The 14,795-nt window shown below is 66.7% G+C and carries 7 protein-coding genes; 5 read left to right on the plus strand and 2 right to left on the minus strand.

Annotation, left to right across the window (positions count from 1 at the left end; genetic code table 11):
- The first annotated feature begins 210 nt into the window (after positions 1 to 210).
- A complete protein-coding gene (locus tag WQ56_RS06530) occupies positions 211 to 3,216 on the plus strand; it encodes a TonB-dependent receptor (protein WP_047136277.1) in 3,006 nt (1,001 codons plus the stop codon).
- Positions 3,217 to 3,331: 115 nt separating this feature from the next.
- Positions 3,332 to 5,398, plus strand: a complete 2,067-nt coding sequence (gene metG, locus WQ56_RS06535; RefSeq protein WP_047136278.1) for a methionine--tRNA ligase — start codon at positions 3,332 to 3,334, stop codon at positions 5,396 to 5,398.
- Between the two features lie 193 nt (positions 5,399 to 5,591).
- Here the strand turns inward: metG and WQ56_RS06540 are convergent, their stop codons facing one another.
- Positions 5,592 to 7,271, minus strand: a complete 1,680-nt coding sequence (locus tag WQ56_RS06540) for an AarF/UbiB family protein (protein ID WP_047136279.1) — start codon at positions 7,269 to 7,271, stop codon at positions 5,592 to 5,594.
- Entirely contained in the window at positions 7,271 to 7,741 is a 471-nt protein-coding gene (locus WQ56_RS06545; RefSeq protein WP_047136350.1) for a CinA family protein, read from the minus strand. The genes WQ56_RS06540 and WQ56_RS06545 overlap by 1 nt, the downstream gene beginning before the upstream one ends.
- A gap of 219 nt (positions 7,742 to 7,960) precedes the next feature.
- Here WQ56_RS06545 and WQ56_RS06550 point away from each other — a divergent pair, with 219 nt between their 5' ends.
- The 3 genes from WQ56_RS06550 (at position 7,961) to mutS (ending at position 14,402) form a co-directional block, all read left to right on the plus strand.
- Positions 7,961 to 10,555 (plus strand): TonB-dependent receptor, encoded by a 2,595-nt coding sequence (locus WQ56_RS06550; protein WP_047136280.1) that lies wholly within the window; start codon positions 7,961 to 7,963, stop codon positions 10,553 to 10,555.
- Between the two features lie 71 nt (positions 10,556 to 10,626).
- The gene (locus tag WQ56_RS06555; protein WP_082132235.1) at positions 10,627 to 11,739 is read left to right on the plus strand and encodes a cytochrome c peroxidase; all 1,113 of its coding nucleotides are present in this window, start codon (positions 10,627 to 10,629) and stop codon (positions 11,737 to 11,739) included.
- 65 nt (positions 11,740 to 11,804) lie between these two features.
- Positions 11,805 to 14,402, plus strand: a complete 2,598-nt coding sequence (gene mutS / locus WQ56_RS06560) for a DNA mismatch repair protein MutS (RefSeq protein ID WP_231583366.1) — start codon at positions 11,805 to 11,807, stop codon at positions 14,400 to 14,402.
- Positions 14,403 to 14,795: the final 393 nt, after the last annotated feature.

Raw genomic sequence — 14,795 nt, forward strand, 5'->3', positions numbered from 1 at the left:
CTGACGCTGACATAGATCGCCAGGTTGCCAAAGACGGTCAGTGTTGATAGTGCGAGCTTGCAACTATGTCATCAGCCGGACTCGCCAGCTCAGTGCGATTGCAATAGTTTGCCGAGTGTGGCAAAAAGGTTAAGCCCGCGTTAACATGGGCTTGCCGACCAGCCCAGGAGAGGGGTGGTCGAGTTCAAAACCTAGGGGATCGAAATCGAAATGAACTTGAACAAATTTTCCAGGCTGAGCACAGCCATTGCTGCTACGCTGCTCGCATCTGCGACCACTGCAGCCGCCCAGGAATCGCCCGCCTCGGACTCGACCCAAACGTTAGATCGAGTCAATGTGACTGGATCACGTATTGCGCGAGAAGGCTTTGTGACGCCTTCTCCGGTGACAGGGATCACGGCTGAAGAGATTCGCGCCACAGGCGCAGTCACCATTGGTGACTTGATGACCAAGATGCCGGCGCTTAGCCCAACCTACACGCTTGGAAACTCGACCCGTTTCATCGGAACAGCAGGCTTGGGCTTGGTCGATCTACGTGGCATGGGAACATCGCGCACGCTCGTGCTCGTCAACGGCCGGCGCCATGTCGGCGCCAGTCCCGGCTCGACGGCGGTGGATGTCAATACGATCCCGGTCGAATGGATCGAGCGCGTCGAGGTCATCACTGGCGGAGCTTCCGCGGTTTATGGTGCGGATGCAGTGGCTGGTGTCGTGAACTTCATCACCAAGAAGTCTTTCGACGGCATCGAGATGCGCGCCCAGACCGGCGGCTCCGGGGAGGGCAATTTTGGCCGCTCCTTTGTCAGCGTGTCGGGCGGCAGCGACTTCGCCGACGGCCGTGGTAGTGCCGCCATCTCGATCGAGCACAGCCAGCAAGACCGTTTCAGCCGCACAGGGCGGGAAATCGGACGCCGCTACCAAGTCTCCCGTCCAAACCCGAACTACGATCCCACTCAACCCTCCAGCGAAAGCAATCCCCAGACCATTTTTGATGGCCCGGGTGGCAATCACGCGATTTCGTACGGCGGCACGTTCAACGTAGGCACATTCAACCCTGCAAACCCCACAACGCGCTATCAATTTCTTCCAGACGGAAGTTTTGTGCAAAAGCGATATGACGGTTGGCAGAATGCGAATTCGTGTATCGATTGCGATTTCACCGATCTCAACGCACTTGCCGATCTTGAGCCGAAGTTCGATCGCACCAGCGTCAACGCGATCTTCACCTTTGACCTGAACGACGATCACCGCGTATTCGCGGAAGCCAAGTACAGCAAGACTGAATCGCATTTCTACGGCCAATCGGCATTTGACCAGCCAATCCGAATTCGTGCCGACAACGCCTACATCACACCAGAACTTCAAGCATTCTTGGCCGCCAATCCCGCGGCTCTGAGCACCACTACAATTGGAGACACGCCGTATCAGTTCCTCGCGGTGAACCGCATGAACGTCGATGCCGGCCGCCGTGGCGAACAGGTCGACCGCGATACCAAGCGCTTGGTCGTGGGCCTCGAAGGCTTCTTGAGCGAAAACTGGGCGTATGAGGCATCGGTCAACTACGGTGAATCCTCGATTTCTCGCGTCAACCTGAACAATCGCATCAACGAGCGGTGGCAGGCGGGTCTGGATACTGTTCTCGACGCCAATGGAAATATTGCATGCCGGGTGACGGTCGACCCTACCGCAATCAATATTCACACCGGCAACCCCTACAACTTGGCGCTCGTCAATGGCTGCGTGCCGTTCTCGATCTTCGGAAACGGGGCCGTCGCCGCGAATCCCGCTGCTGCGGCATGGTTCAATACGAACTCTCTGAACACTTCCAAGCTCAAGCAGACCGTCTACAGCGCATCGGTCTCGAACAACGCGTTGTTCTCTCTGCCCGCAGGCGACGTCGGCTTCGCGGCAGGTGTTGAGCATCGCAAGGAGGAAAGCCAGGAGAATACTGATCCGCTGTCCGCTCTGGGATTGACGTTCCTCAATGCGATTTCAAGCCGCGGCGGCGCATACGACGTCAGTGAGATCTTCGCCGAGACTTCGATTCCGGTGCTTGCGGACTTGCCTGGCGTTGAGCGTCTCTCGATCGACCTCGCGGGTCGTTACTCCGATTACGACACGATCGGTTCGACGAAGACCTGGAACATCGGCATCGACTGGGAAATCCTCTCGTCGCTTCGATTCCGTGGCACCACGGCGCGCGCCGTACGTGCCCCAGGCATCGGCGAACTGTTCAACCCGCAATCGCAGAACTTCGCCTTCATCGATGATCCATGCAACACCCGCGTCACGAATCCGAATCGCCCCTCGACCGCACCGGACGTAGCAGTTCGGCAAGCCAACTGTGCGGCACTCGGTATTCCAGCCAACTGGGAGGACACATTCACGGCGAGCCGTCCCGGCGTGAGCGGCGGCAATCCGAATCTCAGAGCCGAAGAGGCCGAAACGGTTTCGTTTGGTTTTGTCTGGCAGCCGGAGTTCGTCAAGGGCCTCGGCGTGTCGATCGACTACTGGCGCATCACGCTGGACGATGCAATCGGAGCCGTGAGCGGCCAGACCAACGCAACACGCTGCGTGGACTCTCCCGGCGGCGTGACCAACAATATCTTCTGCGATCAGATTCTCCGCGCACCATCGGGTGGATTCGTCGATCCGCAGGGTCGCGACTTCCCGTCTCACAGCATCTACAGCTGGAGCGCGCTGAACGAGAACCTCGCCAAGAAGCGTCGCGTCGGCGTCGACTTCGAGATCGACTACCGATTCGATCTGCTGGGTGGCAACGCAGTCACGCGGCTGGTGGGAACCCGTCTGCTGCAATCTCGTGAATGGGAGTTCCAGGACTTCCCGAACGAGTACAAGGAGTGGGTGACGTCGGTCTGGGACCCGCGCTATCGCGCCAACTTCGAAGCCTCCTATGATCGCGACGAGTGGAACCTGTCCTGGACGATGCGCTACATGCATCATGTGCTGCGCGTCGAACCGGCGTCCTACCAGAGCAATCCCGGCCAGAGCAGTCCGATCCGCAATGGTTCGTACACCTATCACAATGCGCAGATCGGATACACCTTCCCGGATTCGGACATCAAGGTCTACCTTGGCATCGACAACGTGTTCGACAAGGATCCGCCGCTCAACTACTTCGGCGCCGACGTCAACCAGTCGTTCTATGACAGTGTAGGCCGCTTCATGTATCTGGGCGCCACCTACAAGTTCTGATCTGAACCTGTTCGATCCTGAGATAGCCCGGCATATGCCGGGCTATCTCTTTGTGGGCCGCTTGGGGCTGCGGCAGTGCGATAATCGCCGGATCGACTGCTGCCCCCTTCCCGCCATGCCCCGCAAGCTGCTCGTCACCACCGCCCTGCCCTACGCCAACGGTCCGCTGCACCTGGGCCACCTGGTCGGGTACATCCAGGCCGACATCTGGGTGCGGGCCAGGCGCATGGCCGGCGACGTCGCGCACTTCGTCTGTGCCGACGATACCCACGGCACGCCGATCATGCTCGCGGCCGAGAAGGCCGGCACCACGCCCGAGGCCTTCATCGCCGGCATCCAGGCCGGGCACGAGCGCGACTTCGCCGCGTTCGGCGTGGCGTTCGACCACTACGATTCCACCAACTCGCCGACCAATCGCGAGACCGTCGAGGCGATCTACGCGCGACTCGAGGCCGGCGGCCACATCGCGCGTCGCGCGGTCGCGCAGCTGTACGACCCGGTGCGCGGGATGTTCCTGCCCGACCGCTACGTCAAGGGCACGTGCCCGAAATGCGGCACGCCCGACCAGTACGGCGACAACTGCGAGCACTGCGGCGCGACGTACGCGCCGAGCGACCTGATCGACCCGAAGTCGGTGGTCAGCGGGGCGACGCCGGAGGTGCGCGAGTCCGAGCACTTCTTCTTCGAACTCGGGCACTTCGAGGCCTTCCTGCGCGACTGGCTGGCCGGCGACGTCGCGGTGCCCGGCGTCAAGGCCAAGCTCGCGGAATGGCTCGACGGCGAAGGCGGCCTGCGCGCCTGGGACATCTCGCGCGACGCGCCGTACTTCGGTTTCGAGATCCCCGGCCACCCGGGCAAGTTCTTCTACGTCTGGCTCGATGCGCCGATCGGCTACCTGAGCAGCTTCAAGGCGCTGTGCGCGCGCGATGGCATCGACTTCGACGCCTGGCTGTCGCCCGACGGCGGCGCCGAACTGCACCACTTCATCGGCAAGGACATCGTGAACTTCCACGGCCTGTTCTGGCCGGCAATGCTGCACGGCGCGGGCCTGCGCGCGCCGACGCGGCTGCATGTCAATGGCTACCTGACCGTCGACGGCGCGAAGATGTCGAAGTCGCGCGGCACCTTCGTGATGGCGCGCACCTACCTCGACCAGGGCCTGGATCCCGAGGCGCTGCGCTACTACTTCGCGGCGAAGTCCTCGGGCGGCGTCGACGATCTCGACCTGAACCTCGGCGACTTCGTCGCGCGCGTCAATGCCGACCTGGTCGGCAAGTTCGTCAACCTGGCCAGCCGCTGCGCAGGCTTCATCGGCAAGCGCTTCGACGGTCGGCTGGCCGACGCGCTGCCCGACCCCGCGCAGTACGCGCGCTTCGTCGCCGCGCTTGCGGGTATCCGCGAGGCCTACGCGCGCAACGAGCCGGCCAGCGCGATCCGCCAGATCATGGCGCTCGCCGACGAGGCCAACCGCTACATCGACGACCGCAAACCATGGGTGATCGCCAAGCAGGACGGCGCCGACGCCGAGTTGCAGGCCGTCTGCACCCAGGGCCTGAACCTGTTCCGCGTACTCGCCGGCGCGCTGCTGCCGATCCTGCCGCGCACCTCCGCGCAGGCGGCGGCATTCCTGGCCGCGCCCGTCGCGCACTGGCACGACCTGGACACGCCGCTCACCGACCATGCGATCCAGGCCTACGCCCCGCTGTTCACCCGTATCGACCCCAAACTGATCGACGCCATGACCGACGCCTCCAAGGACACACTCGCCGCCGCCCCGCCCGCCGGCCCGAAGACCGAAACGAAGACGCCCGTGCCTGCCACGCCCGCTTCGCCCGCGACCGCCGATACCGCCTTCATCGGCATCGACGACTTCGCCAGGCTCGACCTGCGCATCGGCAAGGTCCTGGTCTGCGAGGCCGTCGAGGGCTCGGACAAGCTGCTGCGTTTCGAACTCGACGCCGGCGAACTGGGCAAGCGCCAGATCTTCTCCGGCATCCGCGCCAGCTACGGCGAACCCGAGGCACTGGTGGGCCGCAATGTGGTGTTCATCGCCAACCTCGCGCCGCGCAAGATGCGCTTCGGCCTGAGCGAGGGCATGATCCTGTCGGCCGGCTTCGACGGTAGCGCACTCGCGCTGCTGGCCGCCGACGACGGCGCGCAGCCGGGCATGCCGGTCCGCTGATCGCGCGCCCGCGCTACCTGCTGGTCGACCAGACTCTCCTGTAGGAGCGCGCCCGCGCGCGATGCGATACCGAGGATCATCGCGCGCGAGCGCGCTCCTACGGCGGAAGTCATGCCGGTGAAGCCCTCGCGCGCAAGCGCGCTCCTACGGATGCAGGATCGCGCCTGCGGGTACGGAGTGCATCGAGCGGCCGTTACTTGCGGCCGCTGCGCCAGATCGACAGCAGGATCCACACGCCGCTCAGGCCCGCACCGACGAAGCCGAGCACGCCCAGCGCCATCAACCAGCGGTGCGTCGCACCGCCGCTGACGCTGTTCATGACGATCGACGAGCCGATGATCAGCGCGGCGGTGACGACGCCCACCGTGAGCCGGTTCGCGGCGGCGTTGACCTGGTCTCCGAACGACTTGAGCGAGGTCACCTCGATCTGCGCGCGCAGGCGGCCGCGGCGTGCGGTCTGCAGCAACCGGCGCAGGTCGCGCGGCAGGTCGGCCAGCAGGTCGATCGCGCTCGACAGCGTGCGCTGCCCGCGACGCGCCAGCGCACGCGGCGAGTAGCGCTGCAGCATCACCCGCCCCAGCCACGGCTGGGCGGTGCTGGTCATGTCGAACCCCGGATCGAGCTGACGGCCCAGCCCCTCCAGCGTCAGGAACGCCTTGATCAGCAGCGCGAGGTCCGGCGGCAGCATCAGGCCGTGCCGGCGCAGCAGGCCGGTGATGTCGGCGAGCATCGCGCCCATCCGCAGGTCGCGCAGCGGCAGGCCGCGATACTGGTCGACGAAGCCGTCGATCTCGCCCTGCAGCCGGCCCTCGTCGACCTCGACATCGCTCGTCGTCCAGTCCAGCAGCACGTCGCACACGCTCTGCGGCTGTTGCGAGACCAAGCCGTGCAGCAACCGCGCGACCTGGTAGCGCAGCTCCGGCGGGACGCGGCCGACCATGCCGAAATCGATCAGCGCGATACGGCCATCGGGCAGGAAGAACAGGTTGCCCGGGTGCGGGTCGGCGTGGAACAGGCCGTCCTCGAACACCATCTTCATGACGATCGCGCTGCCCGCGAGCGCGAGCGCGTGGCGGTCGAGGCCCGCGGCCTCGATGCCGGCCAGGTCGCCGCCGGGAATGCCGACCACCCGGTCCTGCACGTTGAGCCGCTCGCAGGTCCATTGCCAGTGCACCCGCGGCACGAGCACGGCGGGATCGTCGGCGAAGTTCGCCGCGATGCGCTCGGCGTTGCGGCACTCGGCCGCGAAGTCGAGCTCGCGCCGCAGCGAGGCATCGAACTGGCGCACGACCTCCACGGGCCGGTAGCGGCGCAGGTCGGGCGCCTGCGATTCGACGATCTCGGCCAGCCGCGCGAGCAGCCGCAGGTCGGCCTCGACGATCTCGCGGATCCCGGGCCGCCGCACCTTCAGCACGACCGGCGTGCCGTCGTGCAGCCAGGCCAGGTGCGCCTGCGCGAGCGAAGCGGCGGCGATCGGCTCGGCCTCGAAACGCGCGAACGCGGTGTCCGGCGCCTCGCCCAGGTCCTCGACCAGTTGCGCCCGGATCGCTTCGTACGGAACCGGCGGCACACGGCTCTGCAGCCGCCCCAGTTCCTCGATCCAGTCCGGCGGTAGCAGGTCGACGCGCGTGGCCAGGATCTGCCCGAGCTTGACGAAGGTCGGCCCCAGGTCCTGCAGCGCGTGGCGTACGCGCTCGGGCTGGGTCATGCGCGCGGTGTCGGCGGCGTGCAGGTGCAGCAGCCGGCCGGCGCGTTCCAACGCCCCGGCCATGCCGATGCGCTGCACGACGTCGCCGAAGCCGTAGCGCACCAGGACCGAGGCGATCTCCTGGATCCGGCCGAGGTCACGGACAGTGGCCAGCGTCTCCCACATCAGGCCGCGTTCAGCATGGTCTCGAGCCCGCGCAGCGCGGCTGAGACCGTCTGCCGCCGCACCGCCTCGCGATCGCCATCGAAGTGATGGACCTGCGCACGTGCATAGCCGCCGCGGCGTTTCCATGCGATCCACACCGTCCCGACCGGCTTGTCGTCGCTGCCACCGCCGGGGCCGGCGATGCCGGTCACCGCGACCGCGACGCTGGCACCGGAATTGACCAGTGCGCCGGAGACCATCTCGATCGCGGTCTCCCGGCTGACGGCGCCATGGGTTTCCAGCGTCTTCAGGCTGACGCCCAGCAGCGCCTGCTTGGCTTCGTAGCTGTAGGCCGCCAGCCCGCAGTCGAACCAGTCCGAGCAGCCGGCGATGTCGGTCATCGCCTTGGCGATCCAGCCGCCGGTACAGCTTTCGGCGGTGACCAGGCGATGGTGGCGGTCGTGCAGCAAGCCACCCAGCCGGGCGGCCATCGCCTGCAGTGTCGCGTCGTCGGGAATCTCGCTCATCGTCGGCCCTGCCTGCGGAGGTGCCTGTTTTACCGCATCCGTGCGCGCACGTCGCGCGCGACGCGGGTTTGACCGGCCGCCGCCATCGCGCGATCATGCCGCGCCGCCAGCATCAGGGCCGTTCCAGGTTTCCTCGCCAGCACATGGGCGCTTCGCCCGTCTACCCGCTGACAGGAACCTCGCATGCACCGCCTCGCCCTGGCCGTCTCGATCGGCCTTCTCGCCATGTCCGCGCACGCCGCCGGACAGTCCAACGACGCCCTCCCCGCTTCGCCCGATCGTCCCGACGCCGCGCCGGCCCAGACCGGCGACGACGTCCTCCCGGCCACGTCCCTGCGCTTCGGCCCGCTGCGCGTGCCCGGCCAGCGTGTGTTCCGTTACCAAGAGGGGATGAGGCTGGACGAGGACTACATTCGGAACACGAACACCGCCGATGGCGACCTGGCAACGCTGCTGCGGATCAATCCTGCCGTGCAGTTCGCCGATACCGCGCGCACTTCGCGAAATGGCGGTGAGATCCGCCCTGCCGACATCAGTGTCAACGGCGCGCCCTACTACCAGAATCTGTTTCTCGTCGACGGTGCCGGCTTCAACAACGACATCGATCCCGCGAGCAGTATCTACTCGGCAAGCAGCGTAGTGGTGAACAGCTTTTTCGACGTTCCCAGCACGGGACAGGGCATTGCGCTCGACACCGAACTGCTCGAGGAACTGTCCGTCTACGACAGCAACGTACCAGCCAACTTCGGCGGGTTCACCGGCGGCGTTGTAGACGCGCGCACACGCCGCGCGCGCGATGCGTTCTCGGGCAAGGCCTGGGTCCGCATGGCCCGCTCCGCCTGGGACGAAATCCTGGTCGCCGAGGGAAATGAAGCCGCATTCGCCGAATCCACGACCTACATCCGGCAGCCGAACTACGCCAAGGAGAAGTTCGGCCTACGACTTGAGGGCCGTACGGAGAACGGACTGGGCATCATCGGAACGATCACTCAGACCCGATCGACGATTCCGCTGAAGGCCTACAACACAACCGATAGCACGACGGATCTGAACGTCAAGGACCAAACGCGCAAGAACACCTCAGTATCGCTCAATGTGGACTGGGCCAACGACGATGGGGTTTTCCTGGGCGCCTCGTTGCAGCACGCCCCCTCGGATGATCGCTACTTTATCGTCAACCAGAAGGACTCCTGGATGGACCTAAAGTCGGGCGGCCCGGTGATGTCGTTCCGTGCCGACTTCGAACGTGGCGCCTGGCACTTCGGCAACACATTGAGCTACAGCGACGTCGAAAGTTCTCGTGCAACCCCCGTGAACTACTGGAAATCCTGGGCCCGCTCGGAGGACATGAACTGGAATTCGGCCAATAGCAACAACGAAGGCAGCGGCGGCAACATTAATCAGCACGACCGGAAGATCGCCTACAGCTTCAAGGCAACGCGCGACAGCTTCATGCTCGGTACCACCGAGCACACGCTCAGTGGCGGGTTCGGATACCAGAGGCGCAAGGCGTTCTACGAGCGTCCAAACAAGCATAGCTACTACAACACGCCCACGGCTACGACCAGTTGCACGTTGTCCGACGGCACGATCGACACCGACACCTGTTCGACGTCTCCCGTGATCGGCACGCGCGCACAGGTCGTCAACGGCCAGGGCCAGTACCTTAAACGTGCGATCATCTACAGCGCCGGTAGCGTTGAGGTCGAAGGCGACGAGTGGAACGTCTGGGTCCAGGACGACATCCGGATCGGCAACTGGAGCATCCGCCCCGGCCTACGATTCGATGACGACAGCATCTGGAGCCACCCGTCCGTCGCACCGAGACTGTCCGCATCGTGGGATGTCCGGGGTGATGGCAGGACGGTACTGACCGGCGGCGCGAATCGCTATTACGGCAGAAACTTCTTCACGTATCTAATGCGCGAAGCACGTCGCAAGCTCGCCACGGAAAAGACCCGGACCAGCGCGTCCCAGTTGTGGGATGACGTTGCCGGAACTGTCCAGACCACCGACAATCGAATTTCCGATCTGGACATCCCCTACACCGACGAGTGGACGATCGGTATTCGCCAACAGTTCTCCGGCTTCGACCTCAATCTCAAGTATGTGGATCGAGACAGCCGCAAGCAGGTGCTGCGCCAGAGCGTGCGCAGCAATGATCCGACGGGCTACTACGACACCAACGTCTACGAGTACAACAACAACGGACGCAGTGCCAGCGGCATCTATTCGCTGACGGTCACGCCAACCGCACGCCTTAACGCTTTCGGTTCGAGTACGGGTTTCACGCTTGCGCTCGACCATAGCGATGTCCGCCGGAACTACAACGACTACGACACGACCTGGAACGAGGACACATTCGACGAACTGATCGTCTACAAGGGTGACGTGATCTCCAAGTACGACATCCCGGCGACGAACTTCAATCGCCCCTGGACCGCGCGCCTGTCCACGCAGACCCGTTTCGAGGCACTTGGCCTGTCTTGGAGCAACTTCCTGCGCTATCGGGCGGGATATCGCGACATCGGAGTCGTCGGCGAGACCGAGGTCGAGGGTGCCTATCTCGATGTCTACGACGATGTCGATTACCCGCGCAGCTGGACCTGGGATTCCACGATCGAATATGACCTGCCGATCCCTCACATCGATGCGTATGTCAGAGTGGAGGCGACCAATGTCCTCAACCGCATGAATCGGATTGTCGGCACTACGGCCACCGGCACCTACTATGAACCAGGCCGCAGCTACTGGCTCGAGGTCGGGTACCGGTTCTGAGCGCGAAGACGCACGCACCAGCACGCCCGCGCCGTCGGACGACCGCGCAGGCGTCCTGCTGCGCGCTTGTCGTGTTGCTCGGTGCGTGGGCGCCGGTGGCGGCAGCCGAGGCCGCGCAGCCGCCTGGAGGAGACGCCTGCGCCGACCGCCAGCGCATCGACGGTCCCCTTGTCGACTTCGCCTGCCTGCGCCGCGCCTACGCGCAACCCAGCGAACGCTGGCCGGCGCCGCACGTCGATCCGGGCGTGGCTTGGCAGGAGCTGGCACCGCTGCCGCGCACGCCCCCGACGCCGACCGACAATCCGTCCACGCCCGAGCGCATCGCGCTGGGACGACGCCTGTTCGAGGATCCGCGGCTGTCGCGCTCGGGCCAGATCGCCTGCGCGAACTGCCACGATCCGCAGCTGGGCTGGGCCGACGGACGCAGCGTCTCGTTCGGACACGACCGCCAGACCGGGCGCCGCAATGCGATCTCGGTGGCGACCAGCGCGTGGATGCGCACGCTGTTCTGGGACGGGCGCGCAGCGTCGCTCGAAGACCAGGCATTGCACCCGCTGGTCGACGGGCGCGAGATGGCGAACCGCTCGCTGGCACGTGCGGTCCGGCGCGTGCGGCGCGATCCGGCGTATCGCGCCGCGTTCGCGACCGCCTACGGCAGCGACCGCATCGACGCCCAGCTGATCGCCCGCTCCCTGGCGACATTCCAGCGCAGCCTCGCGCCACGCACCGGGCGGCTCGACCGGTTCCTCGCCGGCCACGCGGACCAGCTCGACGACCGCCAACTCTGGGGCCTGCACCTGTTCCGTACGAAGGCGCGCTGCATGAACTGCCACAGCGGCGCCGAGATGACCGACCACGGCTTCCACAACCTCGGCCTGCATTTCCACGGACGTCGGCGTCACGACCTGGGCCGCTACGAGGTCACCGGCGATCCGGCCGACGCCGGGAAGTTCCGCACCCCGTCGCTGCGCGGCGTCGCCCGCACCGCGCCCTACATGCACAACGGACTGTTCCCGCATCTGCTCGGCGTGGTGCGCGCCTACGACGCCGGCATGCCCGCGCCGCGCCCGACGCCCGCGCAGCGCGACGACCCGACGTTCCCGCGTCCCGATCCGTTGCTAAGGCCGCTCGACCTGCAGCGCGAGGAGATCGAGGCGATCGTCGATTTCCTCGAACAGGTCTAGCCGCCGGCGGCGGGAGCCGGGGCGTTTGAGGCAAAATGGCCGGCCGGCCGGTTCCCCGAGACGCGATGAGCGCCCCCCAGCACACCCCCCTCATGCAGCAGTTCTTCGCCGCCAAGGCCGAGCACCCGGACGTGCTGCTGTTCTTCCGCATGGGCGACTTCTACGAGCTGTTCTACGACGACGCCCGCAAGGCGGCGCGGCTGCTCGACATCACGCTGACCCAGCGCGGCAATTCGGCCGGCGCGCCGATCCCGATGGCCGGGGTGCCGCACCACGCGGCCGAGGGCTACCTGGCGCGACTGGTCGCGCTCGGCGAATCGGTGGCGATCTGCGAGCAGATCGGCGATCCGGCCGCGAGCAAGGGCCTGGTCGAGCGCAAGGTGGTGCGCATCGTGACCCCCGGCACGGTGACCGACGAGGCGCTGCTGCAGGAGCGCCGCGACACGCTGCTGATGGCGGTCGCGCGCAACCGCGCGGGCCATTACGGCCTGGCCTGGGCCGACCTGGCCGGCGGGCGCTTCCTGGTCTGCGAGTGCGCCAACGAGGACACGCTGGAGGCCGAGCTCGCGCGCCTCGACCCGGCCGAGCTGCTGGTGCCCGACGAGGACGGCTGGCCGGCGTTCCTGGGCGAGCGCAGCGGCATGCGTCGGCGGCCGCCGTGGCTGTTCGATGCCGACTCGGGCCGGCGCCAGCTGCTGCAGTTCTTCGGCCTGCACGACCTCACCGGGTTCGGCATCGACGACCGCCCGCTGGCGATCGCCGCGGCCGGCGCGTTGCTGGGCTACGTCGAGGAGACCCAGAAGCAGCGGCTGCCGCACCTGACCTCGATCGCGGTGGAGAGCGGCGACGGCGCAATCGCGATGAACGCCGCCACGCGCCGGCACCTCGAGCTCGACACGCGCGTCGACGGCGACACCCGCAACACCCTGCTCGGCGTGCTCGACAGCACGGTCACGCCGATGGGCGGGCGCCTGCTGCGCCGCTGGCTGCACCGCCCGCTGCGCGATCGCTCTGTGCTGGGCGAGCGCCTGCATGCGGTCGAGTCGTTGATCGACGTCGGCGCCGATGTCGCACTGCGCGAGCGCTTCCGCGCGCTCGGCGACCTGGAGCGCGTGCCCACGCGCATCGCGCTGCGCTCGGCGCGGCCGCGCGACCTGTCGACGCTGCGCGACGGCCTGGCGCTGCTGCCCGACGTGCGCGCGACGCTGCAGGCGATCGACTCGCCGCGCCTGCGCGCGCTGCACGACGGCCTCGGCGAACACGGCGAGCAGGCCCATCTGCTGGCCACGGCGCTGGTCGAGCAGCCGCCGGTGCTCGCGCGCGATGGCGGCGTGTTCGCCGACGACTACGATGCCGAGTTGGCCGAGCTGCGCCGGCTGAGCACCAACGCCGACCAGTTCCTCGTCGACCTGGAAGCGCGCGAGCGCGAGGCCAGCGGCATCGCCGCGCTCAAGGTCGGCTACAACCGCGTGCACGGCTACTACATCGAGATCGGCAAGGCGCACTCGGCCAAGGCGCCAGCGCACTACACGCGACGGCAGACGCTGACCAACGCCGAGCGCTACATCACCGAGGAACTCAAGCAGTTCGAGGACAAGGTGCTCTCGGCGCGCGAACGCGCCTTGGCCCGCGAGCGCCTGCTCTACGAGCAATTGCTCGACGCGCTCAACGCCAGCCTGGATTCGCTCAAGCAGTGCGCCGGCGCGCTCAGCGAGCTCGACGTCCTCGCCTGCTTCGCCGAGCGCGCGCAGGCGCTGGACTGGTCGCGCCCGCAGCTCGACCCGAACCCCGGCGTGCGCATCGAGCGCGGCCGCCACCCAGTGGTCGAGGCCGTGCGACGCGAGCCGTTCGAGCCCAACGACCTGGTGCTCGGCGACGGCGCCGACTTCGGCGACCGCCGCATGCTGGTCATCACCGGTCCGAACATGGGCGGCAAGAGCACCTACATGCGCCAGAACGCGCTGATCGTGCTGCTCGCGCACATCGGCAGCTTCGTGCCGGCGAGCCGCGCGACGATCGGCCCGATCGACCGCATCCTCACCCGCATCGGCGCCGGCGACGACCTCGCCAAGGGCCAGTCGACCTTCATGGTCGAGATGGCCGAGACCAGCTACATCCTCCACCACGCCACCGACGAATCGCTGGTGCTGATGGACGAGATCGGGCGCGGCACGTCGACCTACGACGGGCTCGCGCTGGCCGACGCCTGCGCGCGGCACCTCGCGGGACGCAACCGCAGCTACACGCTGTTCGCAACCCACTACTTCGAGCTCACGGCGCTCGCGCAACCCGGCAGCGGCATTGCCAACGTCCACCTGGACGCGGTCGAGCATCGCGACCAGCAGGGCAACGAGACGCTGGTGTTCATGCACGCCGTCAAGGACGGCCCGGCCGACCGCAGTTTCGGCCTGCAGGTCGCCGCGCTGGCCGGCCTGCCCCGGCAGGTCGTGCGCGACGCGCGCGCGCGGCTGGCCGAACTCGAACAGCGGCGCAACGACGCCCCCGTGGCACCGATGTCGGCCGACACCCTCGGCACCCCGCAACAGATCGGGCTGTTCGCACCACCATCGGCCGCGATCGAGGCGCTGGCGGGCATCGATCCCGACGCATTGACGCCACGCGAGGCACTCGAGGCGCTGTACCGGCTCAAGACGTTGCTGTAGCCAGCGCCCCGCAGCGCGCGCCAACAACCCGCGCGCGCCGCCCCCTCCCCCCCGTCCATACCGCGTCCCGGTCCGCCCTCGCATCCGCCACGCTGCTCGCCCATCCGCGCGCGCATCCGAGTCCAGCGCCTGCCTGGTACCGTGACCACAAAGCGGATATCGGGCCGCGACTGGGTGCGGTACCCGGCAGGCGCACACGCGGTCCCCAGCAGACGCGACTGCCACGCCCCTGAGCACTCTCAAGCACGAGATTCCTCGGGCTCATGCCGTGCAGTCGGAGATTCAACACCACCGCTGCATGCCGCTCGCCGATCCGCCGTCGCATCCGCCTCCAGCGCCTGCCGGGTGCCGTGACCACCAAGCGGATATCGGGCCGCGACTGGGCGCGGTACC

Origin of the sequence: Luteimonas sp. FCS-9 (assembly GCF_001014645.1) — a bacterium.
Lineage (GTDB): Bacteria > Pseudomonadota > Gammaproteobacteria > Xanthomonadales > Xanthomonadaceae > Luteimonas.